23 protein-coding genes and 1 tRNA gene are annotated in these 24,904 nt (G+C 69.7%); 11 read left to right on the forward strand and 13 right to left on the reverse strand.

The window, feature by feature from the left end:
- The first annotated feature begins 86 nt into the window (after positions 1–86).
- Positions 87–1,829, forward strand: a complete 1,743-nt coding sequence (locus ACPW96_RS14370) for a sensor histidine kinase (protein ID WP_425883911.1) — start codon at positions 87–89, stop codon at positions 1,827–1,829.
- 144 nt (positions 1,830–1,973) lie between these two features.
- A complete protein-coding gene (locus ACPW96_RS14375; RefSeq protein WP_425820878.1) occupies positions 1,974–2,261 on the forward strand; it encodes a WXG100 family type VII secretion target in 288 nt (95 codons plus the stop codon).
- Positions 2,262–2,366: 105 nt separating this feature from the next.
- Here the strand turns inward: ACPW96_RS14375 and groL are convergent, their stop codons facing one another.
- The 5 genes from groL to ACPW96_RS14400 form a co-directional block, all read right to left on the reverse strand.
- The gene (groL, locus tag ACPW96_RS14380; RefSeq protein WP_425820877.1) at positions 2,367–3,986 is read right to left on the reverse strand and encodes a chaperonin GroEL; all 1,620 of its coding nucleotides are present in this window, start codon (positions 3,984–3,986) and stop codon (positions 2,367–2,369) included.
- 185 nt (positions 3,987–4,171) lie between these two features.
- Positions 4,172–4,378, reverse strand: a complete 207-nt coding sequence (locus ACPW96_RS14385; protein WP_425820876.1) for a cold-shock protein — start codon at positions 4,376–4,378, stop codon at positions 4,172–4,174.
- 133 nt (positions 4,379–4,511) lie between these two features.
- Positions 4,512–5,105: a LytR C-terminal domain-containing protein gene (locus ACPW96_RS14390; RefSeq protein ID WP_425883912.1), complete on the reverse strand. Its 594-nt coding sequence runs from the start codon at positions 5,103–5,105 to the stop codon at positions 4,512–4,514.
- A 153-nt stretch (positions 5,106–5,258) separates the two neighbouring features.
- The gene (locus ACPW96_RS14395) at positions 5,259–5,516 is read right to left on the reverse strand and encodes a DUF3263 domain-containing protein (RefSeq protein ID WP_425883914.1); all 258 of its coding nucleotides are present in this window, start codon (positions 5,514–5,516) and stop codon (positions 5,259–5,261) included.
- A gap of 10 nt (positions 5,517–5,526) precedes the next feature.
- Positions 5,527–6,552, reverse strand: coding sequence for a DUF2332 domain-containing protein (locus ACPW96_RS14400; protein WP_425883916.1), 1,026 nt, complete (start codon positions 6,550–6,552; stop codon positions 5,527–5,529).
- A 106-nt stretch (positions 6,553–6,658) separates the two neighbouring features.
- On the opposite strand from ACPW96_RS14400, the gene msrB reads away from it, so the two are divergent.
- Together msrB and ACPW96_RS14410 are read left to right on the forward strand one after the other, a co-directional pair.
- Positions 6,659–7,066, forward strand: coding sequence for a peptide-methionine (R)-S-oxide reductase MsrB (gene msrB / locus ACPW96_RS14405; RefSeq protein ID WP_425820872.1), 408 nt, complete (start codon positions 6,659–6,661; stop codon positions 7,064–7,066).
- Positions 7,063–7,599, forward strand: a complete 537-nt coding sequence (locus ACPW96_RS14410) for a nitroreductase family protein (RefSeq protein ID WP_425883918.1) — start codon at positions 7,063–7,065, stop codon at positions 7,597–7,599. Before msrB ends, ACPW96_RS14410 begins: the two co-directional genes overlap by 4 nt.
- 13 nt (positions 7,600–7,612) lie before the next feature.
- Here the strand turns inward: ACPW96_RS14410 and ACPW96_RS14415 are convergent, their stop codons facing one another.
- The 3 genes from ACPW96_RS14415 to ACPW96_RS14425 form a co-directional block, all read right to left on the reverse strand.
- Entirely contained in the window at positions 7,613–8,557 is a 945-nt protein-coding gene (locus ACPW96_RS14415; protein ID WP_425883920.1) for a DMT family transporter, read from the reverse strand.
- Position 8,558: 1 nt separating this feature from the next.
- Positions 8,559–8,631, reverse strand: a tRNA-Thr gene (locus ACPW96_RS14420).
- A 29-nt stretch (positions 8,632–8,660) separates the two neighbouring features.
- Positions 8,661–9,644: a DsbA family protein gene (locus ACPW96_RS14425; RefSeq protein WP_425820870.1), complete on the reverse strand. Its 984-nt coding sequence runs from the start codon at positions 9,642–9,644 to the stop codon at positions 8,661–8,663.
- Positions 9,645–9,862: 218 nt separating this feature from the next.
- Here ACPW96_RS14425 and ACPW96_RS14430 point away from each other — a divergent pair, with 218 nt between their 5' ends.
- Together ACPW96_RS14430 and ACPW96_RS14435 are read left to right on the forward strand one after the other, a co-directional pair.
- Positions 9,863–10,966 (forward strand): ABC transporter ATP-binding protein, encoded by a 1,104-nt coding sequence (locus tag ACPW96_RS14430; RefSeq protein ID WP_425820869.1) that lies wholly within the window; start codon positions 9,863–9,865, stop codon positions 10,964–10,966.
- A gap of 87 nt (positions 10,967–11,053) precedes the next feature.
- Positions 11,054–12,364, forward strand: a complete 1,311-nt coding sequence (locus ACPW96_RS14435) for a DUF4032 domain-containing protein (protein WP_425883922.1) — start codon at positions 11,054–11,056, stop codon at positions 12,362–12,364.
- Between the two features lie 25 nt (positions 12,365–12,389).
- Here ACPW96_RS14435 and ACPW96_RS14440 read toward each other — a convergent pair whose 3' ends face one another.
- Entirely contained in the window at positions 12,390–13,388 is a 999-nt protein-coding gene (locus ACPW96_RS14440) for a LacI family DNA-binding transcriptional regulator (RefSeq protein ID WP_425883923.1), read from the reverse strand.
- A 187-nt stretch (positions 13,389–13,575) separates the two neighbouring features.
- Here ACPW96_RS14440 and ACPW96_RS14445 point away from each other — a divergent pair, with 187 nt between their 5' ends.
- The 4 genes from ACPW96_RS14445 to ACPW96_RS14460 are packed head-to-tail and all read left to right on the forward strand — an operon-like array spanning position 13,576 to position 19,100.
- Positions 13,576–14,868, forward strand: a complete 1,293-nt coding sequence (locus tag ACPW96_RS14445) for an extracellular solute-binding protein (protein WP_425883925.1) — start codon at positions 13,576–13,578, stop codon at positions 14,866–14,868.
- Between the two features lie 13 nt (positions 14,869–14,881).
- Positions 14,882–15,922, forward strand: a complete 1,041-nt coding sequence (locus ACPW96_RS14450; RefSeq protein WP_425883927.1) for a carbohydrate ABC transporter permease — start codon at positions 14,882–14,884, stop codon at positions 15,920–15,922.
- Positions 15,922–16,797: a carbohydrate ABC transporter permease gene (locus ACPW96_RS14455; protein ID WP_425821070.1), complete on the forward strand. Its 876-nt coding sequence runs from the start codon at positions 15,922–15,924 to the stop codon at positions 16,795–16,797. The genes ACPW96_RS14450 and ACPW96_RS14455 overlap by 1 nt, the downstream gene beginning before the upstream one ends.
- An 8-nt stretch (positions 16,798–16,805) precedes the next feature.
- Entirely contained in the window at positions 16,806–19,100 is a 2,295-nt protein-coding gene (locus ACPW96_RS14460; protein ID WP_425883928.1) for a glycoside hydrolase family 3 N-terminal domain-containing protein, read from the forward strand.
- Between the two features lie 176 nt (positions 19,101–19,276).
- On the opposite strand, the gene xylA is transcribed toward ACPW96_RS14460, so the two are convergent.
- On the reverse strand, positions 19,277–20,467 hold the full coding sequence (gene xylA / locus ACPW96_RS14465; protein ID WP_425820864.1) for a xylose isomerase: 1,191 nt from the start codon (positions 20,465–20,467) through the stop codon (positions 19,277–19,279).
- 178 nt (positions 20,468–20,645) lie between these two features.
- On the opposite strand from xylA, the gene ACPW96_RS14470 reads away from it, so the two are divergent.
- On the forward strand, positions 20,646–21,827 hold the full coding sequence (locus ACPW96_RS14470; protein ID WP_425883929.1) for an ROK family protein: 1,182 nt from the start codon (positions 20,646–20,648) through the stop codon (positions 21,825–21,827).
- Here ACPW96_RS14470 and ACPW96_RS14475 read toward each other — a convergent pair.
- The 3 genes from ACPW96_RS14475 to cysS are packed head-to-tail and all read right to left on the reverse strand — an operon-like array spanning position 21,811 to position 24,866.
- On the reverse strand, positions 21,811–22,452 hold the full coding sequence (locus tag ACPW96_RS14475) for an NAD(P)-dependent oxidoreductase (protein ID WP_425883931.1): 642 nt from the start codon (positions 22,450–22,452) through the stop codon (positions 21,811–21,813). The two genes, ACPW96_RS14470 and ACPW96_RS14475, sit on opposite strands and share 17 nt — an antisense overlap.
- Positions 22,453–22,474: 22 nt before the next feature.
- Positions 22,475–23,464, reverse strand: coding sequence for a 23S rRNA (guanosine(2251)-2'-O)-methyltransferase RlmB (gene rlmB, locus ACPW96_RS14480; RefSeq protein WP_425883933.1), 990 nt, complete (start codon positions 23,462–23,464; stop codon positions 22,475–22,477).
- Positions 23,454–24,866, reverse strand: a complete 1,413-nt coding sequence (cysS, locus tag ACPW96_RS14485; RefSeq protein WP_425883935.1) for a cysteine--tRNA ligase — start codon at positions 24,864–24,866, stop codon at positions 23,454–23,456. The genes rlmB and cysS overlap by 11 nt, the downstream gene beginning before the upstream one ends.
- Positions 24,867–24,904: the final 38 nt, after the last annotated feature.

The raw sequence follows: 24,904 nt of genomic DNA on the forward strand, positions 1-24,904 counted from the left end.
AGGGGGCCGCCCTGGCGGAGAAGGAGGATGCGGTCACCCGATGGTGGCGTGGCATCAGCCTGCGCGCGAAGGTCACCGGGGTCACCGTGGCCGTGCTGGCCGCGGGGCTGCTGGCGGCGGGGATCGGCACCGTTCCGTTCCTTCGGACGTCGCTCATCGCGAGCCTCGACGAGTCGCTCGTGTCGCTCGCCACGAGCAACGTCGCGACACGCCTGTTCGAGGCCTCCGCCGATGACGAGGGCAATGTCGAGTTGGAGGTGAAGCCGAACGCGCCCGACACCCAGTACTTCGTGGCGATCTACGGCCCCGAAGGCGACTTCCTCGTCAGCGGAGGCGGAAGCGGCGGCCCCGAACCGGCGTATCCCGCGACCTACAAACTGTCGAGGGCGCAGATCCAGGGCCAGGAGCCGTTCCCCCTCGACTCCTCGGGAAAAGGAGCCGGCTTCCACGCCAGCGTGGCCATCATCGGCGTCACGGGGACGACCGACCTCTACACCCAGCTCGTGGCGCTTCCCCTCGCATCCATCGACCAGAGCATCGCCACCTATCTCGGCATCTTCAGCATCCTGGCCCTCCTCACCGTGATCGCCGGCGCCCTGCTGACGCGATGGCTCGTGACCCTCACTTTCCGCGGGCTCGGCCAGGTGGAGACGACCGCGATGGCCATCGCCGCCGGCGACCTCAGCCAGCGCATGACGGATGTCGAGCCCGGCACCGAGGTGGGCCGGCTGAAGATGGCCATCAACACCATGCTGGGTCGCGTCGATGCGTCGATCGCCGAGCGTGATGCGACCGTCCGGCAGATGCGGCGCTTCATCGGCGACGCGAGCCACGAGCTGCGAACGCCCTTGGTCACGGTCCGCGGCTACGCCGAGCTCTATCGCATGGGAGCCATCGAAGGAGACGAAGACACCGCCCAGGCGATGGTGCGCATCGAGAAGGAGGCGATCCGGATGGGAGTGCTCGTCGAGGACCTGCTCTCCCTCGCGCGCCTCGACGAACGCAGCGAGGTGAACATCACGGAGGTGGACCTGCGCCCGGTGGCACGGGATGCCGCGCTGGATGTCCGCGCGGCCTCCCCCCTCCGCGAGGTCACCGTCATCGACACCACGGCGCCCGCCGAGGTCGAACCGCCGGCCCCCGCGGACGCTCCGGCGGAGTCGCCCGTCGAACCCGAGCCCCGCCGGCGTGCCGGTGCCGCGACGACCTCAGCGGTCGCGATCGCCGGCGCCACCCGTGGCCTGCTGCGCCGCAAGCCGCGACCGGTTCCCGCCTCGGAGGCGACGACGGCGGCGGATGCCGGTGCGCGGCAGCCCCCGCTCACCCCGCTCGCGGAATCCGAAACGCCCGGCCCGGTCGTCGAGGGGCCCCTGGTGAACGCGCCGATAGTGCTCGGAGACGAGAACCGCATCCGGCAGGTCGTGGCCAACCTGCTCGGCAACGCCCGTCGCTTCACCGCCGAGGACTCCCCCATCGAGCTGGAGGTCGGTGTCGATCCGCGGGCAGGAATGGCGTCGATCGCCGTCGTCGATCACGGCGAGGGCATCCCCGAGCAGATCCGGGAGCAGATCTTCCAGAGATTCTGGCGTGCCGACACCTCGCGAACCCGCGAAACAGGTGGCAGCGGTCTCGGGCTCGCCATCGTGGCGTCGATCGTAGAGGCGCTGCACGGCTCGGTCGTCGTGGAGGAGACGCCGGGAGGCGGCGCGACGTTCCGGGTGTCGTTCCCGCTCGCGACGGCCCGGGACGCCGGTGAGGACCTGCTCGTCGAGACCCAGCCGATCGCCCGTCCGCGGCGCGGAGGGGGCGACGGGAGCACTGGCGCCTGATGCTCGCCTCCTGAAGCGGGCTCGTCGGCTCCTCCCCAGGCGGATGCCGCCGACCCGTTCGCACGGCCGCCGCCGCCTCGGCGATCGGGCGGCTGCTCGCGTTCTAGCGTGGCTCCCACATCCCGCCACCTCAGAGGAGCCCCCATGGCCGTGTTCTCCGTCGACAGCGACGCCGTCCTGACCAGTACCGCCGCCATGAGAGGAACGATCGAGCGGTTGCAGGCCGAGACATCCACGATGCTCAGCCAGCTCACGCAGCTGCAGGCGTCCTGGACGGGCGGGGCATCCGTCGCCTTCCAATCGGTCATCGAGCAGTGGCGCGGCACCCAGCGCAACGTCGATGACACCCTGGCCTCGATCAGCTCGGCGCTCGGGGCTGCGGGCGCGCAGTACGCGGATGCCGAGCAGCTGACCGTCAGCCTGTTCCGGTAGCGCGGCGCCTTCCTCCACCTGCCGCACACGACGGAAAGGGCCCCTCCGAGGAGGGGCCCTTTCTGTGATTCACCTGCCGCGACGAGGCGGCGAAGCGGTTCGGACCTAGAAGTCCATGCCACCCGTCGGGTCGCCGGCCGGAGCCGAGACCTTCTCGGGCTTGTCGGCGACGACGGCCTCGGTCGTGAGGAAGAGCGCGGCGATCGACGCGGCGTTCTGCAGCGCGGAGCGCGTCACCTTGGCCGGGTCGATGATGCCCTGGGCGAAGAGGTCGCCGTACTCGCCGGTCGCGGCGTTGAGGCCGTGACCGCGCGGGAGGTCGGCGACGCGGTTCGCGACGACACCGGGCTCCATGCCCGCGTTGAGGGCGATCTGCTTGAGCGGGGCCTCGATGGCCACGCGCACGATGTTCGCACCCGTCGCCTCGTCACCCGTGAGCTCGAGACCCTCGAACGCGACCTTGCCGGCCTGGATGAGCGCGACGCCACCACCGGGGACGATGCCCTCCTCGACGGCCGCCTTCGCGTTGCGGACGGCGTCCTCGATGCGGTGCTTGCGCTCCTTGAGCTCGACCTCGGTCGCGGCACCCGCCTTGATGACGGCGACGCCACCGGCGAGCTTGGCGAGACGCTCCTGGAGCTTCTCGCGGTCGTAGTCGCTGTCGGTGTTGTCGATCTCGCGACGGATCTGGGTCACGCGACCCTCGATCTGCGCGGCATCGCCGGCGCCCTCGATGATCGTGGTCTCATCCTTGGTGATGATGACCTTGCGCGCACGGCCGAGCAGGTCGGTCGTGGCGTTCTCGAGCTTGAGGCCGACCTCTTCGCTGATGACGGTGCCGCCCGTGAGGATGGCGATGTCCTGCAGCTGCGCCTTGCGGCGGTCGCCGAAGCCGGGAGCCTTGACGGCAGCCGACTTGAAGATGCCGCGGATCTTGTTGAGTACGAGTGTCGCAAGCGCCTCGCCCTCCACGTCCTCGGCGATGATGACGAGCTCCTTGCCCTCCTGGATCACCTTGTCGACGATCGGCAGCAGGTCCTTGATGTTCGAGATCTTGGAGTTCGCGATCAGGATGTAGGCGTCCTCGAAGACGGCTTCCTGGCGCTCGGGGTCGGTGACGAAGTAGGGGTTGATGAAGCCCTTGTCGAAACGCATGCCCTCGGTGAGCTCGAGCTCGGTGCCGAACGTGTTCGACTCTTCGACCGTGACGACGCCTTCCTTGCCGACCTTGTCGATCGCCTCGGCGATCAGGTCGCCGATGGCGGTGTCGGCCGCGGAGATGCTGGCCGTGGCGGCGATCTGCTCCTTGGACTCGACCTCCTTGGCGCTGGAGAGAAGCTCGGCGGTGATGGCCGCAACGGCCTTCTCGATGCCGCGCTTCAGCGAGATGGGGTCAGCGCCGGCCGCGACGTTGCGCAGGCCTTCGCGGACGAGGGCCTGAGCCAGGACCGTGGCGGTCGTGGTGCCGTCGCCCGCGACGTCGTCGGTCTTCTTGGCGACCTCCTTGACGAGCTCAGCACCGATCTTCTCGAACGGGTCGTCGAGCTCGATCTCCTTCGCGATCGACACACCGTCGTTCGTGATCGTGGGGGCGCCCCACTTCTTCTCGAGCACGACGTTGCGACCGCGGGGGCCGAGCGTCACCTTGACGGCGTCGGCCAGAATGTTGAGGCCGCGCTCGAGGCCACGACGGGCCTCTTCGTCGAAAGCGATGATCTTTGCCATGTGTTGCGTCCCTCCCGGGATTGAGCGTATGGGATTAGCACTCGAACAACACGAGTGCTAACGGCCATTCTGGCACTCGACCCTAGGGAGTGCAAGCCGCCGCGGCGTGTTCCGCTTCGTGTCGCGCGTCTCCGGCCCGCGCGTCGACTCCTCGTCCGCGCCGGAGTGCGTCGATGCCCGCGCGCTCAGGCGAGGACGCGCACCGCCTCAGCCTGGGGACCCTTCTGACCGGTGCCGACGGTCAGCTCGACCTTCTGGCCCTCTTCGAGCACGCGGAATCCCGACATGTCGATGTTGGAGTAGTGGACGAACACGTCCTGCCCACCCTCAGTGAGAGTGATGAAGCCGTAGCCCTTCTCCGCGTTGAACCATTTGACGGTGCCCTGTGCCATGTCGGATCTCCTGTTGCTGTGCGTCTGGAAAAAAGCGTATCCAGGGCGCGGCGGCGGGATCCGCCATGTGGGCAACTGTTGACACACGTGCATCCAAGTGTTTACGGCCCGGAAACACGCCTCGCTCGGACCCCTATTCGGTGGCCGACGGGCTCGGCGACGCGATGCGATCCAGCCCCAGGACGACGGTGAGCTGCTTGACCACCGATTCGTCGACCTCGGTGGCGGGATCATCCACCTGCAGATAGGCGTCGGTCTGCGCCACCTGCGCGCCCCCGATGACGCCCGCGAGACCCAGCGCGGCCGCTTCGTCTTCCGGGAACGAGTAGTAGACCGTCGTCTCGGGAAAATCCGTGCTTCCGGCGTCGCCCGGCAGCACCGAGTCGGCCGGCCAGCCCGCCGCGACGATCGTGTCCTTGGTGCGCGTGGCCAGACCCGGTTCGGGCGTGGCGTTGAGCACCACCACGCCATAGGTCAGGTCGATGACCGGCTCGATGGTCGCCACCGGGGCGGGTGTCGCGGACGGTGCCGGGAAGAGCGTGACGCGTCCTGTCGCGATGAGGCTGCCGAAGATGCCGATCGCCACGAGCACGATGGTCGCGAGCAGGGCCCACAGCACGACGACCCAGGCGCGCATGCGCGGGTTCTCGGCTCGGTGCGCTCCTACCCGGGCGCGCTGGCGGGAAACCTCGTCGAAGCGATCCCGGGGGTAGGTCGTTTTCGGCACTCCCCGATGCTATCGGGACCGGCGTTCGCGGCCCGGACTGCCGGGGATGGGGAGCCCGCTCAGGGGCGCGCGTCAGCAAGCCGGGGGGCGTGGGGGCGGAGCCCCCACATAGGACCCCGCCTGGCCCCGGACTGCCGGGGATGGGGAGCCCGCTCAGGAGGGCGTGCCCGACGCGCGCGCCAGGCGCGTGGCGTCCCGCCGGTCGCGCAGCCGGCGCAGCCGCTTGACGAGCATCGGGTCGTACTCGAGCGCCGCCGCCTGGTCGATCAGGCGGCCGAGCAGCTGGTAGTACCGCGCGGGCGTCATGTCCAGCTCCGCGCGGATCGCCTCTTCCTTGGCGCCGGCATGGCGGCGCCACTCCGCCTCGAAAGCCAGGATCGCCCGCTCGGTGTCGGTCAGGCCATCGGTCATGAACTTCACGCTACGGGGCGGATGCCGCATCCCCCGCGCGCCACTCCAGCCACCGGCCAAGTGGATCCGCGGCAGCCAGGATCCGGCCGTCCAGCGCGAGGGCGAAGCCCCCGGCGGGCCACGTGGAAGCATCGGTCGGCGCATCCCAGCTCTCGTGCAAGCCGGGTGCGTCCAGGGTGATCCAGGCGTCCCCGCACTCGCGGGCCAGCGCGATCACCCTTTCGCGACCGGCGCGCGGGATGTGGGCGAGCACCCCAGGGGTCGTGATCACGAGCGTCGCTCCCCGCGGCGCCGCCGACCGGACTGCGGCCGCCACCTCGGGGAGCACCTCGGGGGCGTTTCCGGCCACCAGGTGCGGCGGATCGGCGGCCGCGACATCGAGCGCCGCCTCGATCCGCTGCTCTCGCCCGGACTCCCCCGGCCAGACCAGGCCGCGCAGCCACGCCCGGTCCCGTGCCACCCGGGCGTCGAGCGGCTGCAGGTCGATGCCGGCGCGCCACACCACGTCGGGCATGCGCAGCGGCGGTCGAGCTTCTCCCCGGAGAGCCGTCTGCAGCACCAGGGGCGACGGATCATCCACCGGGTCGACTACGAGGGCTCCCCCGGAGCCCGTGTACCGGTAGCCGTAGCGATCGGGATACAGGCAGAGCCCCGCGGACGCTCCCACCTCGAGCAGCGCGATCGGACCGTCGATGAGCGAGAGCGCAGGAAGCAGCGCCGCGCACCGCAGCGGCTCGTTGGTCTGCACGCTGCGCGCCGTGCACTCGGCCACCACCTCGTCGGCGTGTTCGGCCAGCCAGGCGGCCCACTCACCGAACGGCCGCAGGGGCGCCCCCAGCATGCGGGTGACGGCGAAGACGAGCGGCGGCTGGCGCCGGTTCGCCGGGATGCGCGCGAGCGTCGCGGCCACGACCGCGTCGCCTGCCACACCGGACGCCCAGTCGGCGTAGAGCTCCGACCTGCCCGGTGCCTCCTCGCGGGCGAAGCGCTCGTACCGCTCCGCGACCGCGGCCGCCGCATCCGAGAAGCCAGTCATCCGCCCATTCTCGGGGACTGCCAGGCGTCACGGTGCGGTCCGCACCGCTCGCCCGCACCCGAGGGGCCGACGGGTGGAGGAAAATGGGGGTGACCCAGGAGGAACCATGAGCTATTCCGTGCAGAAGTCCGACGCCGAGTGGCGCGACGAGCTCGACCCGCAGCGCTACGCCGTGCTGCGCACCGCCGCGACCGAGCGCCCGTGGACCGGCGAGCTGCTCGACGAGAGCCGCGCCGGGCTGTACACCTGTGCCGCCTGCGGTGCCGAGCTCTTCAAGAGCGGCACGAAGTTCGACTCCGGTTGCGGCTGGCCGAGCTTCTACGAGTCGATCCGGCCCGACGCCGTGGAGCTGATCGAGGACAGCACGCTCGGCATGGTGCGCACCGAGGTGCGCTGCGCGACGTGCGGCTCGCACCTCGGACACGTCTTCCCCGACGGCTTCGGCACGCCGACCGGCGACCGGTACTGCATGAACTCGATCGCGATGGAGTTCACGCCAGAGACCCCCGCGTGAGCGCCGCGCTCGAGGCGGTCCGCGCGCGCCGCTCCTGGTCGAAGGTGACGGATGACGCCCCCACCCACGAGGAGCTGCTGGCTCTCGTCTCGGCGGCCGGCCGCGTCGCCGACCACTCCTCGCTCCGGCCATGGCGCCTGATCGAGCTGCGCGGGTCCGACCGCGAGGTGCTCGGCCGCGCCATCAACAAGGCCGACGGCGACAAGGGCATCTCGTCGAAGCCGCTGCGGGCACCGTTGCTGATCGCGGTCGTCGTCAGCTATCGCAAGAGCAAGGTCGCGCACTGGGAGCAGGAGGCGGTGGCATCCGGGGTCGCCCACGTGCTGAGCCTGCTGCTCGATGACGCCGGCTGGGGCGTCTTCTGGCGCACCGGCGACTACACGCGTTCGAAGGCGATCGCGAAGGCGCACGGCCTCGGCAAGCACGAGAAGCTGCTCGGCTGGCTCTATGTCGGCGGCAAGCCGGTGAGCAAGCGCAGCGGTCGCCGCAAGCCGGTGGATGCGCGGCGGCACCTCTCGCGGATGCCGCACTGACGGCGTTCGGTCCTCACGAGGAGGGCCGGCGCCGCCGACGCGCCGTCGCCACGAACACCGATGCCAGGGCGACGGCGACCATGGCCGCCGATTGCCCCAGACCGGGTGCCTCGGCCGCCGGCCACACGGCGTCGATCAGCACCGAGGTGAGCAGCTGCCCGACGACGGCCCCGAGTCCGAGCAGCAGCACTCCGGTGTACTGCACCAGCGCGGCCGACAGGAAGATGTAGGTGACCCCGATGGGGCCGCCGAGGTAGAGCCACGCGTCGGTGGGGAAGCTCGCCGGAGCACCCTCGATCGCGATGTGGATGCCGGCGGCGATGCCGAGGGCGATCGAACCGCCGACGAAGTTCACGAGGGTCGCGGTGAGCGGGGTGCCGACCCGCTGCCGCAGCCTCCCATTGGTCGCCTGCTGCCACGCGATGCCGACACCCGTCAGGAACGGCAGCAGCAGCATCCACCACGGCACGCTGCCGAGCGTGTCGCCGACCAGCGCGATGCCCACTGCCGCGAGCGCGAGGCCCGCGCCGGCGACGCGGCCCATGGTCACCGCGACGACGCCCGCCGGGCTGTAGCCGATGCGGTCGAGCACGAGCCCGTTCACCGTCTGCCCGGCGACGAGCCCCACCGTGAAGAGCGAGACGCCGATGAAGGCCACGGTCAGACCCTGGGTCGCCACGGTCAGCGCGCCCGCGAGACCGCCGGCCAGCATCCACCACGGAATCGTGCGCGCACGCACGCCGTGTGCGAGCGCCCGAACTCCTCGTCGCCCGGCCGGAAGCGCGGCCGAGAGAACGAGCAGGATCACCAGGCCGGTGGCGAACGACACGATCGCCGCGGTCAGGCCGTCATCGAGCCGGGCGCCGAGCTGCCCGTTCACGCGCGCCTGAGCGGCGGTGAGAACGCCGACGAGCACGGCACCCGCGATGGCGAGCCACGCGGGCATCCGGGTCGTCACGAGCCGACTACGGGACTTGAACCCGTAACCCCCTAATTACAAGTTAGGTGCGCTACCAATTGCGCCAAGTCGGCGGAAGCCCCCAGTTTAGCGGGGGCTCGGCTCACGGCGCTGTCGTCGGGGACGGAGTCGCGCTCGGGGTCGCGCTCGGGGTCGGGGTGGGTGACGGCGTGCTGTAATACGCGTCGCTCGAGAGCGTGAGCACGAACTGCGCGAACTCGGCGGGGTCATCGAGCTTGCCGACGTAGGGCTGGCCGTTCACGAGGATCATGGGCGATCCGGTGAGCGTCGTGCCGTCGGTGCCCGGCAGATCCTCGCTGAGGGCGCGCTCGGTGGCATCCCGCACCCACAGGGCGAAGTCCTCGTCCTCGATGCACGCGCGAACCACCTTGGGGTTCTCGGCGCCCGCGGCGATCGCCTTCGCGGCGAGCTCGGGATCGGTGTACCCGTCGGTGTCCACATCCGGCTGCTTCACGAGAAGCTCGTGGTTGAAGGCGAAGAACGTCTCGGGCGCGTGGGTCGCCACGCAGGCCGTCGCGTTGGCCGCCCGCATCGAGTACTTGGTGCCGTTCGACTTCGCCGTCAGCAGCGCCACCGGGTGATAGGTCAGCACGGCCGCCTCTTCGCTGACCCACTCCGAGAGCTGCTTGGCGTTGGCGAGCTGGAACTCCCCCGCGCCGGGCGAGAGGTAGTCGACGTAGATGCGGATGTCGATGGGAGGCGGCGTCGTCGCGGATGGTGCGGGCGAGGCCTCGAGGGCCTGGGGCGTCGGCGTCGCCGTGGGCGCCGCGTCCGTCATCGGGCCGCCGGGGACGCTTGTCAGCGGGATCGTGCCGAACGCGTCGACGACGATGCCGTCATCCTGCATGTTGGCCGGGTTCAGCAGGGGCTTGGATGCCGCGGACGCGAACACCCAGGTCACGACGACGCCGATGGCGACGACGGCGGCCACGATGGCCACACCGGCCGACACACGGCGGATGATCCTCGCCCGCGACTGCTGGGCGTGCACCTGCTCGGCCTTCTCCCGCACCGCCGCACGCCGTCCGCGCGCAGCGGGAGCGTTCGGCGTCTCGTCGTTCGACATGAAACCTCTTGAATCCCTGGCCCGGGCGTACCCGGGCGACCGCTCACTGCGGCAACCTGAACGATGCTAGCCAGGGAGCCTGGGAAATGCCCAGATGCTGGCCCGGCGATCGCCGTGTCATACTAGAGCAGCGCCCGACGAAGGGCGTGCGGTTCGCCCCGCAAATCCATTCACTACGGATCGTCCGGCACGTACCTGCCGGTGAAGGAGAAGAAACAATGGCGTCAGTCACGTTCGACAACGCAACGCGCTTGTACCCCGGGGGCACTCGTCCCGCGGTCGACAAGCTGAACCTCGAAGTCGCGGACGGGGAATTCCTCGTTCTCGTGGGACCCTCCGGCTGTGGCAAGTCCACGTCGCTGCGCATGCTGGCCGGCCTCGAAGAGGTCAACTCCGGCCGCATCCTGATCGGCGACCGTGACGTCACCGACGTCCCGCCGAAGGACCGCGACATCGCGATGGTCTTCCAGAACTACGCGCTGTACCCGCACATGACGGTCGCCGAGAACATGGGCTTCGCGCTCAAGATCGCCGGCGTCGGCAAGGACGAGCGCGCCGCCCGCGTGCTCGAGGCCGCCAAGCTCCTCGACCTCGAGGACTACCTGACCCGCAAGCCGAAGGCCCTCTCGGGTGGCCAGCGTCAGCGTGTCGCCATGGGTCGCGCCATCGTGCGTCAGCCCCAGGTGTTCCTGATGGACGAGCCGCTGTCGAACCTCGACGCGAAGCTGCGCGTGCAGACGCGCACGCAGATCGCCTCGCTGCAGCGCCGGCTCGGCGTCACCACGGTCTACGTCACGCACGACCAGACCGAGGCGCTCACGATGGGTGACCGCATCGCCGTCCTCAAGGACGGTCTCCTCCAGCAGGTCGGCACGCCCCGCGACCTGTACGAGCGTCCGAACAACGTGTTCGTCGCGGGCTTCATCGGTTCGCCCGCCATGAACCTGTTCGTCTCCAACCTCGCGGAGGGTGGCGTGCAGTTCGGATCCGAGGTCGTGCCGCTCGACCGCGACACCGTCGGTCGTGCGCACGGCAGCCAGCTGACGATCGGCGTCCGCCCCGAGGACATCGTGGTGGGCCCGGCCGATGGCAAGGGCCTCCCCGTGGTGGTGGATCTCGTCGAGGAGCTCGGCGCCGACGGATACCTCTACGGCCACACCGACATCGCCGGCAAGCGCACCGACATCGTCGCTCGCGTCGACGGCCGCAGCCACCCGATCGCGGGCGACACCGTGACGCTGGCGGCGGCGGCGGGACACGTGCACGCCTTCGACATCGAGACCGGCGAGCGCCTCAACGACTCGGTCGTCCCCTCCATCTAGGGACGGTCGCTCGCTGCGACACGAGAACAAGACGCGGCGCGGGTAGCCTGGAGGCTGCCCGCGCCGCGTCTTTCCTTTGAGGGGACCATGCCCGACTCGCTCAGCATCACCGCCAGCTCCATCGATCCGGGTCTGCTCTCCCTCCCGTGGTCGACCACTCTCGCCGAGTGGCCGAGCAGCACGATCGTGTCCCTGCCCAAGGGCCTCTCACGGCACCTGGTGCGCTTCGCCAACCTGTCCGGTTCGGTGGTCGCCGTCAAAGAGACCACGGCGCAGATGGCCAGGCGCGAGTACGACATGCTCGGCAACCTGACCCGCCTCGATGTGCCATGCGTCGAGAGAGTGGCCGTCATCGCCGGGCGGACGGACGCCAAGGGCAGGCCGCTTCCTGCGGCGCTCGTGACGGCGCACCTGCGCTTCTCGCTGCCGTACCGGGCGCTGTTCACGCAGGTGCTGCGGCCCGACACCGCCAACCGGCTCGTGGACGCACTCGCGGTGCTGCTCGTCCGCCTGCACAACGTCGGGTTCTTCTGGGGCGACGTCTCGCTGTCCAACACCCTCTTCCGTCGCGACGCCGGGGCCTTCGCCGCGTACCTCGTCGACGCCGAGACAGGCGAGCTGCACGAGAGTGGGCTCACTCCCGGTCAGCGAGAGCACGACCTCGACGTCGCGCGCACCAACATCGCCGGCGAGATCATGGACCTCGAAGCCGGCGGGCGCCTCGAGGGCGGCGTGGACGCCCTCGCCATCGCCGACGGAATCGTCTCGTCGTACCGGTCGCTGTGGGGCGCCCTGACGGTGCAGGAGAGCTTCTCGGCCAACGAGGCCTGGCGCATCACGGAGCGGGTGCAACGGCTCAACGCCCTCGGCTTCGACATCGGCGAGATGAGCATCCAGACGGAGGCGGAGGGCACGCGCGTCGCCATCCAGCCCAAGGTCGTCGATGCCGGCCATCACCAGCGCCGGCTGCTGCGGCTGACGGGGCTCGACGTCGAGGAGAACCAGGCCCGCCGCCTGCTCAACGACCTCGACGAGTTCCGCGCGCGCACGTCTCGGCTCGGCACCGACGAGGAGATGGTCGCCCACGAGTGGCTGACCCGCGTCTTCGAGCCCGTCATCAAGGCGATCCCGTTCGACCTCCGAGCCAAGCTCGAGCCGGCCGAGGTCTTCCACCAGGTGCTCGAGCACCGCTGGTACATGTCGCAGGCGCGCGGGCGGTCGGTGCCGCTCGCGGAGGTGCTGACGTCGTACATCCGCGACGTGCTGCGTCACCGGCGGGATGAGGCGACGATCATGGGACCGCCGACGGAGACACTGTCGCTGCCGGTCATCACGCAGAGCGGCTCCCCGTTCGACGAAGACGAGGCCGACACCGTGGACTGGCGCGACCTGGTCTGAACCGCGAGTGGCTCCGTCGGATGCTTCACGGCGGTGGCGCGGTCGTCGCGCGCGGCACGAGGCGGGTCGGCAGCCGCAGATGCGTCTTCTTCGGCGTCTCCCCATCCATGAGCGCAAGCAGGAGCTTGGTCGCCGCCTCGCCCAGCCGCTGCATGGGCTGGCGCACCGTGCTGAGCGGAGGAATGTGACGGGAGGCCTCGGGGATGTCGTCGAAGCCCACCACCGAGAGCTCGCCGGGGACTTCGATCCCGAGCTCCGTCGCGACCAGCAGAACGGCGATAGCCGACAGATCGTTGGCCGCGAAGATGGCGGTCGGACGGTCGTGGTGCGAGAGCAGCTGGTGCGCGAGTTCCCGTGAGGCATCGACCTGGTATCGACCGACTCCGACGAGCGAAGGATCGAACGGGATGTCCGCCTCCAGCAGCGCGCTTCGATAGCCGGCGTCGCGCAGGGCGGACGAACGCAGATCCGGGCGTCCCGCGATGAAGCCGATACGGGTGTGTCCGAGTCCGATCAGGTAGCGGGTTGCGAGCTGTGCGCCGTGATAGCTGTCGGACTCCACCGTGGGGAGGTCGGCCGGGCCGGTGTGCGGGTCGATCGCGACGATCGGGACGTCGGCGGAGACGTTCACGACCGACGGCGTGACCATGATCACGCCGTCCACGAGGCTCCCGCTCAATCTGCTCACCGAGCGCCGCTCCCAGCCCTCGCCGGTGCCATCCTGCGAGCCGCTGTACGCGAGCAGGTCGAATCCCGTGCCTCGAACAGCGGCGCCGACGCCCTTCAGGATCTCCGCGGTGAACGGCTCGAACTCGGGCACGAGCACGCCGATCACCCCGGTCCGGTGCGACCGCATGCTGCTGGCGCCGAGGCTCGACTGGTAGCCCAGTCTCTCGACGACCTCGAGCACGCGACGCATGGTCTCCGGTGCGACGCCATAACGTCCATGCACGGATTTGGACACGGTCGACACGGAAACGCCCGCCGCCGAGGCGACGTCGTGGATGGTGGCGCGGCGTCCCATGAGGGTGAGTATAGACATGGAAAAGGTTTTCGAAAACGTTTGACACCCCCGAATCGACTTGCGACACTGATTTTCACCTTGGGTGCCCTCTGGGCTCCGAACGCATATCGCAGCGGCTCGCTGCGATCACGCGGATTCACACACCTCGATGGGCGAGGTGCGACTCGATGAAGAGGACGGAAATCACATGAATGGCAAGAAACTCCTGCTGGGGTCTGCCGGACTGGTCGTCGCGGCGCTCGCTTTGAGCGGCTGCGGCGGTGGAGCCGGCTCGGAAGGATCCGGAGACGGCGACGTCACGATGACGTTCTGGCACAACTCCACGACCGGCGAGGGCAAGGCGTACTGGGAAGACACCGTGGCCGCGTTCGAAGAGGCGAACCCCGGCGTCTCGATCGAGATCCAGTCGATCCAGAACGAGGAGATGGACGGAAAGCTCCAGACCGCGCTCAATTCCGGCGACGCGCCGGACATCTTCATGTCCCGCGGCGGCGGCAAGCTGGCCGACGTCGTGAAGGCCGGACAGGCCATGGACATCACCGACGGCATCTCGGATGCGACGCGGACCGCCCTCGGCGACGCCGTGCTCTCGGCGTTCGAGATCGACGGCAAGAACTACGGCGTGCCCACCGCGGTGCTGCCCTCCGGCATCTTCTACGCGTCCGACCTGTTCGAGGGCGCCGGGGTCGCCGCTCCCCCGACGACGATCGACGAGCTCGTGTCGGTCGACGACCAGATCAAGGCGACCGGCGTCGCGCCGATCGCCGTCGGCGCCAAGGACGCATGGCCGGCCGCCCACTGGTACTACAACTTCGCCCTGCGTGCGTGCTCGAAGGATGTCATGGACGAGGCCGCCGACAGCCGGAGCTTCGATGACCCCTGCTGGCTGACGGCGGGCGAGAACCTGCAGGAGTTCATCGAGACCGATCCGTTCAACGAGGGCTTCCTCACGACCACCGCCCAGCAGGGGGCCGGCTCGTCGGCCGGCCTGCTGGCCAACCACCAGGCCGCGATGGAGCTGATGGGCGCGTGGAACCCCGGCGTCATCGGATCGCTCACCCCCGATGAGAAGCCGCTGGCCGACCTCATGTGGTTCCCCTTCCCCGAGGTGGAGGGTGGCGACGGAGAAGCCGGTGCCATGATGGGCGGCGTCGACGGATACACCTGCTGGGTGAACGCCCCGGAAGAGTGCGTCGACTTCCTGAACTTCACCGCCGAGAAGGCCAACCAGGAGGCGTACGCCACCGCGTTCCACACGTTGCCCGCTTCGCAGGAGGCGCAGGGCGTCGTGACCGAGCCCGCGCTGCAGGAGGTCCTCAAGGCCTACAACGCGGCGCCTTACGTCATGGTGTGGCTCGACACGCTGTACGGCCAGAACATCGGCAACGCGCTGAACGTCGCCGTGGTCGACATGTTCGCCGGTGAGGGCGACGCGCAGGCGATCGTCGACGCCGTCAACGACGCGGCCGCGAAGTCCTGAGGCTGGACCGCTGATGGCTTCCGCACGCGAAACACCGCAGTTCACTGCGGACGCGCCCCGGACGCCCCAGGCCGACGGGGGCGGCGCTCAGGCGCTGCCGCCGTCGGCCTGGCCGCCGGCCGGCCGGCGAGCCGGGCGAGCGTCCCGCGGCACCGGGCTGGGTCCCCGGCTCGAGCTCGCGATCCTCATCGGACCGGCGCTGATCGTCTTCGTCGCCTTCGTGATCTTCCCCGTCGTGCTGGCGGCCTACTACGGGTTCTTCAGCTGGACGGGCTTCGGGCCGGCGGTCGACTTCGTCGGACTGCGCAACTACGTCGTCATCCTCACCGACCCTGCGTTCCACGAGGCGCTCGGGCACAACGTGTTCATCGCCGTCATGTCGCTCGTGCTGCAGGGGCCGGTCGCCCTCGGCCTGGCGCTGCTGCTCAATCGCAAGCTGCGCTACCAGTCCGTCATCCGGGTGCTCATCTTCGTGCCGTACGTGATCTCCGAGGTGGTCGTCGGCATCGGGTGGAGCCTGATGCTCCAGTCCAACGGCGCCCTCAACGGCCTGCTCAACCGGTTCGGCCTCGGAGCGCTCGCCTCCGACTGGCTGTCGGATCCGTCCGTCGCCATCTGGACGCTGATGGTCATCATCACGTGGAAGTACATCGGATTCGCCGTCATCCTGTTCCTGGCGGGCCTTCAGGGCATCCCCGATGAACTCTCCGAGGCCGCGGCGATCGACGGCGCCTCGTACTGGCAGATCCAGCGCCACATCGTGCTGCCGCTGCTCGGGCCGACCATCCGCATCTGGGCGTTCCTGTCGATCATCGGATCGCTCCAGCTCTTCGATCTCGTCTGGATCATCTGGGGCCAGTACATCGCCTCAACCGCCGGCACCTCCACGATGGCGACGTACATGGTCGCCAACGGGCGCAACGCCGGCAGCTACGGCTACGGCAGCGCCGTCGCCGTCGTGATGTTCCTCATCTCACTCGCGGTGGCGCTGCTCTACCAGCGCTTCCTGCTCCGACGCGATACCGCCGGGGCCATCACAGGAGGGAAGGCATGATGGCCTCCGCAGTCATCGAGATCCCGCCGGCTCGACAGAGGCCCGCCCCGGGGCAGCGCCGAGCGGGCGGTGACCTGATCATCTACTTCGTCGCGCTCGTTCTGATCGCCCTGATGCTCGCTCCGGTCGCGTACGTCATCCTCGGCGGATTCCGCTCGAACTCCGACATCACACTCGACCCGGCCGGCTTCCCGACCATCTGGCACTGGGAGAACTACGTCGACGTGCTCGTCAGCCCGGTGTTCTGGCGCCAGGTCGGCAACTCGACGATCGCGGCGGTCGTGACGACCGCCGTGGTGGTGGCGTTGGGCCTCATGGCCGCGTTCGCGCTGTCGCGGTACTCGTTCCGCGGTCGTGGCTTGATCTACGCGATCTTCACGGCCGGCCTGATGTTCCCGATGACCGTCGCCATCACGCCGCTGTACATCCTGGTCCGCAACCTCGGCCTGATGAACTCGCTCGCCGGCGTGATCATCCCGCAGATCGCCTTCGCCCTCCCGATCACGATCATCATCCTGGTGCCGTTCCTCGCGGCGATCCCGAACGAGCTGCAGGAGGCGGCTGCGATCGATGGATGCAGCCGCCTGGGATTCTTCTGGCGCATGGTGATCCCGCTCGCGGTCCCCGGGGTGATCACGGTCGGCATCCTCGCGTTCATCGCCAGCTGGAACAGCTACATGCTCCCGCTGTTCATCCTCAACAACGAGGGCGCCTACACCCTCCCCCTGGGAACGCAGGCGTTCGCGTCGCAGTACTCGGTCGACACCGCACGGGTGCTCGCATTCACCTCCTTGTCGATGATTCCCGCGCTGGTCTTCTTCAGCCTGTTCGAGCGGCGGATCGTCGGAGGACTGACCGGCGCCGTGAAGGGCTGAGCATACACATGGGACAGTCGCAGGAACTCGGATCGGCGCGCGTCCGCGCGCTCGTGAGCCAGATGACACACGAGGAGAAGATCGCCCAACTGGGGGCGTACTGGGTCGATCAGGGCGACGAACTCGTCGCTCCCATGGCGGGCGAGCTCGCCTCCTCGACGCGGTACGAGGATGCCACGCGCCACGGCATCGGGCACCTCACGAGGGTGTACGGCACCCGGCCCGTCGACCCCGTCGAACGCGCCGGGTGGCTGTGGGAGGAGCAGCGGCGCCTGCAGACCGACACGCGGCTGGGCATCCCCGCCATCGTCCACGAGGAGTGCCTCACGGGACTCGCCGCCTGGAAGGCCGCGACGTTCCCCACGCCGCTCGCGTGGGGTGCGTCCTTCGACCCCGAGACGGTCGAGGAGATGGCGCGACTGATCGGCGACTCGATGCGGACGCTCGGCATCCACCAGGGACTCGCTCCGGTGCTGGATGTCATCCGCGACCCGCGGTGGGGCCGTGTCGACGAGTGCATCGCGGAGGACCCGTACGTCGTCGGGACCATCGGCACGGCGTACGTGCGCGGACTGCAGTACGCCGGGGTCGACGCCACCCTGAAGCACTTCGTCGGCTACTCCGCATCCCGGGCCGGGCGCAACCACGCCCCCGTCTCGGCGGGCCCGCGGGAAGTCGCCGATGTGCTGCTGCCGCCGTTCGAGATGGCCGTCCGCGACGGCGGGGCGCGCAGCGTGATGAACTCGTACGCCGAGATCGACGGGGTGCCCGTCGCCTCGTCGTCGGCGCACCTCACCGACCTGCTGCGGGATGAGTGGGGTTTCGACGGCGTGGTCGTGGCGGACTACTTCTCGGTGCTCTTCCTGCAGACGATGCACGCCATCGCGGGCGACGCCGGGGAGGCCGCCCGGCTCGCGCTCACGGCGGGCATCGACGTCGAGCTGCCGAGCACCGAGGCCTTCGGGGAGCCGCTCCTCGAGCTGCTGCGCAACGGCGGCATCGACGAGGCCGTGGTCGACCGCGCCGTCGTGCGGGTCCTGACCCAGAAGGAGCGCCTCGGACTCCTCGACGAGACGTTCGAGAATCCGCCGTCATCCATCGACCTCGACTCGCCGGCTTCGCGCGCCATCGCCCGGCGCCTCGCCGAAGAGTCGGTGATCCTGCTGTCCAACGACGGGATGCTTCCGCTCGGCTCGCCGCAGCGCGTGGCGGTGATCGGCCCCAACGCCGACTCCCCCGAGGCGCTGATGGGGTGCTACTCGTTCGCGAACCACGTGCTCGCCCACCACCCCGGCATAGAGCTGGGCTTCGAGATCCCCAGTGTGCTCGATGCGCTGCGGGCCGAGTTCCCGTCGGCGGAGCTGACATACGCGCCGGGCTGCGGCGTCGAGGACCCCGACCGTTCCGGCATCCCCGAAGCGGTGGCTGCCGCATCGAAGGCGGATGTCGCGATCGTCGTCGTGGGCGACCGCGCGGGTCTCTTCGGCCGGGGGACGGTCGGCGAGGGCAACGACGTCGAGAGCCTCCAACTGCCCGGTGCCCAGCGAGAGCTCGTCGAGGCGGTCGTCGCGACCGGCACGCCCGTCGCGCTCGTCCTGCTGACCGGACGCCCATACTCCATCGGCTGGGCGCTCGACGGCGAGAGCGCGCCGAGCGCGGTGCTCCAGGCGTTCTTTCCCGGTGAGGAAGGCGGGCCGGCTCTGGCCTCGGTGCTCTCCGGCGCCACGAACCCGAGCGGGCGTCTCCCCGTCTCGCTTCCGCGCTCCGCCGGGTCGCAGCCGTTCTCGTACCTGCACCCGATCCTCGGGGGGCCGAACGAGATCACGTCCGCGAGCAGTGCGCCGACGCGGCCGTTCGGGTTCGGGCTTTCGTACACGTCGTTCGAGCACTCGGACCTGCGCGTCGACCCCGAAGCCGCCACGAACGACTCCTTCCGAGCCTCCGTCAGCGTTCGCAACACCGGCTCCCGGTCGGGAACCGACGTGGTGCAGCTGTATGCGCGCGATGTGCAGGCATCCGTGACGCGCCCCGTCGCGCAGCTCCTCGGCTACCTGCGATTGGACCTCGAGAGCGGTGCGGAGGAGACCGTCGAGTTCGACGTGCCGACGACCCGGCTGGCGTTCACGGGGCTTTCCGGCGAGCGGATCGTGGAGCCGGGGACGATCGAGCTCTGGGTCGGCGCATCGTGCGCGGACAAGGAGGCGACGGCCTCCGTCGAGTTGACCGGCGCCGTGCACCTCGTCGTCCCCGAGGACCGGCGGTCCACGACGGCTGGCGTGCGATCCGGTGTGCGCATCGGCTGAGAAGCGCACGCCTCGGCCGACCATAAGCCGAGCACAACGGCGGGGATGGTCTCCGACACGCCAGCACCGGACGCCGAAACCCGGCGTGTCGCCAAAGATCCCCGCCGTTGTGCACCACCGGTCACAGAAAAGGAGGGCCGCCCGCTGTGCGGGCGGCCCTCCTTTTCGATGTCGGATCAGCCGCGGGCGCCGAGCAGGTGCTCGGTGGCCAGCTGCTGCAGACGCACGAAGCCGAAGCCGTGGCCGCCCAGGTACGCGTCGGTGTCGAAGTCCTCGTAGGCGGACCGGTCGGCGAGAAGGTCGTCGTACGACTCACCCTCGTTGAGGGTGGGCTGCGCGAGCTCGAGGACCTTGGCGGCCTCCAGCGCCTCCTGCACCTCGGGGTCGGCGCGGAACGCCGCCGCCCGCTCCTTGAGCAGGAGGTAGGTGCTCATGTTCGCCGCGGCGGAGTCCCAGACACCCTTCTCGTCCTCGGTGCGCGAGGGCTTGTAGTCGAAGTGGCGGGGACCGTCGTACGCCGGGACTCCCCCGGGTCCGCCGTTCTCCAGCAGGTCGACGAGAGCGAACGCGTTGTGCAGGTCGCCGTGGCCGAAGACGAGGTCCTGGTCGTACTTGATGCCGCGCTGGCCGTTCAGGTCGATGTGGAAGAGCTTGCCGTGGTACAGCGCCTGGGCGATGCCGGCGGCGAAGTTGAGGCCGGCCATCTGCTCGTGTCCGACCTCGGGGTTGAGTCCCACGAGTTCCGGCCGCTCCAGCGAATCGATGAACGCGAGGGCGTGACCGAGCGTGGGCAGCAGGATGTCGCCTCGCGGCTCGTTCGGCTTCGGCTCGATCGCGAAGCGGATGTCGTAGCCCTTGTCGGTCACGTAGTCACCGAGCAGGTTGACGGCCTCGCGGTAGCGCTCGAGCGCCGCGCGGATGTCCTTGGCGGAGTCGTACTCGGCGCCCTCGCGGCCGCCCCACATCACGAAGGTCTTGGCGCCCAGCTCGACGCCGAGCTCGAGCTGGCGGATGACCTTGCGCAAGGCGAAGCGCCGCACCTGCCGGTCATTCGACGTGAACCCGCCGTCCTTGAAGACGGGGGCGCTGAACAGGTTCGTGGTCACCATCGGGATGACGAGCCCGGTGTCGGCGAGCGCGCCCTTGAGCCGGTCGATCTGCGTCTGGCGCTCGGCATCCGTCGAGCCGAAGGCGAACAGGTCGTCGTCGTGGAAGGTGAGGCCGTAGGCGCCGAGTTCCGCGAGCTTCTCGACCGCGTGCACGACGTCCAGAGGCTGACGGGTGGGGCCACCGAACGGGTCGGTTCCGTTGTAGCCGACGGTCCAGAGCCCGAAGGTGAACTTATCGGCGGGAGTGGGGGTAGGCATATCGCTCCTTCGCGTGAAATTGTTGCTCTCTACAACCTATACCAGATGGGCCGGTACGTCCACCCGTTTTCACAGGTCGGGTGGGCAGCGCTTCAGACAGGGCCCAGGTTTGACGTCGAGCGCAACTTATCCCGGTGGGGCATCAACGCCCGGATGCCCGTGGCTCTAACGTGGAGGGGTGACCGACGCAACGCGCGCCTTCGACGGTGTCCACCGCCGCAACCTCTCGAAAGTCCTGCGCCTCGTGCACGCCGACGGCGCGCTGCCGCGGTCGCGGATCACCGAGGCGACCGGGCTGAATCGATCCACGGTCGCCTCCCTCGTGGGTGAACTGGTCGACCTGCAGCTCGTGGTGGAAAGACCCCCCGACCCCACCCGCAGGGTGGGCCGGCCCTCCCCCATCGTGGACGTGGACCTTCGGACCGTCGTGGTGGCCGTCAATCCCGAGGTGGACGCGGTGACCTTCGGCGTGGTCGCGCTCGGGGGGCGCGTGGTGCACCGCGAGCGCGTCGAGATGGATCACATCGTCTCTCCGGAGGAGACCGCAGAGCTGGTGAACGCGACGATCGGTCGCTGGGCGGAAGGCGAACTGGCCGGATGCCGCGTGGTCGCGATCGGACTCGCCGTGCCCGGCATCGTGCGTGCGGACGACGGCCTGGTGCGCTGGGCGCCGCACCTCGAGTGGTCGCAGGCCCCTCTGCGCGCGCTGGTGGAGGAGGCCACCGACCTGCCGGCATCCGTCGGCAACGACGCCAGCCTCGGCGCCCTCGCCGAGCACCTGTTCGGTGCCGGCCGGGGCGTGGATGACATCGTGTACCTCAACGGCGGCGCCAGCGGCATCGGCGGGGGCATCATCATCGGCGGCGCGAGCGTCGGCGGCGCCGGCGGCTACGCCGGGGAGTTCGGGCAGAACCGGCCGGGCATCGGGAGTCTCGAGGATCGGCGGGCGGGCGATGGGGTGCTGGAGGACGAGGTCAGCCGCGCGCGCCTGCTCGAAGCCGTCGGCCTCGCAAAGGCCGACGAGCCGACGCTCGCCGGCGCGCTCGCCGCTTCGCCGAGACCGGAGGTGGCCGAGGAGCTCGCGCGGCAGCGCCGCATCCTGGCCACGGCTCTCGGCAACGCGATCAACGTGCTCAACCCGTCACTCGTCATCCTCGGCGGGTTCCTCGCGACGATCGCCTCGAGCGATCAGGCCGAGCTGGAGCGAGCGGTCGCTGCGCAGACCGTGCCGACGATCTTCGAGGGCACTCGCATCGTCGTCGCCCGGCTCGGCGAGGACAGGCTGCTGATCGGCGCGGGCGAGCTCGCGCTGGCCCGCCTGCTCGATGATCCGGAGTCGGTGCTCAGTACCCCACCGTGAAGCGATCGCGCGAGTGCTTCGGATCCTCGATCTCGTCGATCACGGCCACCCCGAGGTCGGCGCCGGAGATGAGGGATTCGCCCTTCTCGTTCGTCACGAGCACGTCGCCGCCGTCGCGGTACTCACCGGTGCGCTCGCCCTCGTTCCAGGGACCGAATCCGCCGGCGGGATGCACGAAGAACCAGTCGTGGGCCGAGCCCGAGGCCTGCAGGTCCTCCAGCACGCCGATCATCTCGAACGCCTCGGGCTTGAACTCCTCGGTGAAGCCCGGGGTGTCGATCAGGCGCGGTCCCTCCGGTGCGACGAGACTGCCGCCGGCGCCCCCGATGACGCCCAGGCGGGTCGTCTCGGGCAGCAGGGCCGCCAGTTCCGCGACGGCGGGCCGGACGCTGCCCTGCATGTCCCCGCGAGGGGCGACCGCCACCACCACGACATCGGCCCCCTGAAGCTCGGCGACGAGCCCGGGGACATCCAGCAGCGTGCCCTCCATGTAGGTCGCTCCTTCGATGCGGTCCGTCGAGATCGAGCGGGCGACGGAGACCGCGGTGTGGCCTCGCCTCACCGCCTCGGCGACGATGTGACTTCCGGCGTAGCCGGTTCCTCCGATGACGGCGATGCGGGCCATGACGACTCCTTCGTGTGGGTTGTTACTGCGCGCGGCGACGTGCGACTTCGTAGAGCGCCACCGATGCGGCGATGCCGGCGTTGAGCGACTCGGTCGCCGCCTCGATCGGGATCGAGACGACCTGATCGCAGTTCTCGGTGACCAGGCGCGAAAGACCCTTGCCCTCCGACCCGACGACGATCACGACGGGGCGGTCGGCGAGTTCCAGGGCGGGGAGCGACACGTCGCCCCCGCCGTCGAGACCCAGGATGAACACGCCCTGCTTCTTGAAGTCCTTGAGCGTCGAGGTGAGGTTCGGGGCGATCGCCACCGGGATGCGCGCCGCGGCGCCGGCGCTGGTCTTCCAGGCGGCGCTGTTCACGCTCGCCGACCGGCGCTGCGGAAGGATGACCCCGTGTCCGCCGAAGGCACCCGTCGAGCGGATGATGGCGCCCAGGTTGCGCGGATCGGTCACGCCGTCGAGCGCCACGAAGAGCGGCACCTCGCCGCGATCGATCACGGCCTCGAGCAGGTCGTGCGGGTGCGCGTACTCGTACGGCGGAACCTTCAGCGCGACCCCCTGGTGCACGCCGTCGAAACCCGCCATCCGGTCGAGCTCGGGGCGCGTGACCTCCATCACGGGGATGCTCCGGTGCGTCGCGATCGAGAGCATCTCCTTGACGCGGTCATCCATCTCGACGCGCTGGGCGATGTAGAACGCGGTGGCGGGGATCTTCGCGCGCAGCGCCTCGAGCACGGAGTTGCGGCCCGTGACGATTTCCGTGTCATCCGCTTTCTTCGCGCCGCCGCCTCGGCCGGCCGACGGCCGGGCCGCCGGCTTTCCCTTGCCACCGGCGGCGGTGTAGCGCTCGGCGGCCGCCTTGCGCTTGCCGGCGGGGTGCCAGGCGCGATCCTCGGCCTTCGGGGTCGGACCGCGACCCTCGAGCGACCGCTTGTTCTTGCCGCCCGTGCCCTTCGTGGGGCCCTTCTTGCCCTTGCTGGCGCCGGGGCGCCCAGGCTTGCTACCGGCCACTGATACTCCAATGTGTTTCGTCGGGGGTGTCTTCGAGGGCGATGCCCGCGGCGGCGACGGCGTCACGGATGCGATCAGCGGCCGCCCAGTCCTTCGCCGCGCGCGCGTCGGCCCGTTGCGCGATCAGGCTCTGCACGAGAGCGTCGAGAGCGGATGCCTCGGCGGAGGCGTCGCCGGTGGACCACTGCGGGTCGAGCGGGTTGATTCCGAGCAGGTCGGTCATCGCGGTCACCGACGTGCGTGCGCGCAGCGCCGCATCCGAATCTCCCCCATCGAGCGCCGCGTTGCCGGCCCGCACACTCTCGTGGATGACCGCGAGCGCCTGCGGCACCCCGAGATCGTCATCCATGGCAGCGACGAACGCCTCGGGGAGGCTCCCACCGCCGTCGTTGGATGCCGCACCCTCGCGCGCCGCCCGGGTGAGGAAGCCGCGGATCCGCTCCAGGGCGGCCGCCGCCTCGTCGAACGATGACTCGGAGACGTCGAGGCTCGAGCGATAGTGCGCGGCCGCCAGCGCGTACCGAACGACGAGGGGTTCGCGGGTGGCCAGCAGGTCGTCGGCGAGGACGAAGTTGCCGAGGGACTTCGACATCTTCTGGTCGCCGACCGTGACCAGGCCGTTGTGCATCCAGTAGCGCGCAAAGGGATCGCCCGCGGCCGTGGACTGCGCCAGCTCGTTCTCGTGGTGCGGGAAGCGCAGATCGAGGCCGCCGCCGTGGATGTCGAATTCGGGTCCGAGGTACCGCCGCGACATCGCGGAGCACTCGATGTGCCAACCCGGGCGCCCGCCGCCCCACGGCGAATCCCACGTGGCGCTCTCCGGCTCGCCCGGCTTCGCGCCCTTCCAGAGGGCGAAGTCCCGAGGGTCTCGCTTGCCCCGGGGATCGGCGTCCTCGGCGGGCTCCATCGCATCCAGGGACTGGTTCGTGAGGCGTCCGTAGTCCTCCCACGACCGCACGTCGAAGTACACGTCGCCGTCTGACCCAGCGCCTGTCGAAGCGTACGCGTGTCCCCGCTCGATGAGCCGCTGGATCAGCTCCTGCATCTGCGGGATGGATGCCGTGGCCCGCGGCTCGTACGTGGGCGGCAGGATGCCGATCGCGGCATACGCCCGCGAGAAGGCCAATTCCATGCGGTAGGCCAGCGCCCACCACGGCTCGCTGTCCGTGGCGTTGGCCAGCACCTTGTCGTCGATGTCGGTGACATTGCGCACGAACGTCACGCGGCGGTCGCGGGAGAGCCACCGGCGCAGGATGTCGAAGGCCAGCGCTCCGCGGAGGTGGCCGACGTGCGGACCCGACTGAACAGTCGGGCCGCAGACGTAGACGGAGACGTTCTCGGGGTCGAGGGGCACGAAGTCGCGCAGGGCGCGCGCCTTGGTGTCGAAGAGCCGGAGAGTCACCTCACCAGCCTACCGGCGGGCCCCACCCCGAGCCTGGG

Source organism: Micromonospora sp. DT81.3 (assembly GCF_049847225.1).
In the GTDB taxonomy this organism is placed as follows: domain Bacteria; phylum Actinomycetota; class Actinomycetes; order Actinomycetales; family Microbacteriaceae; genus Microbacterium.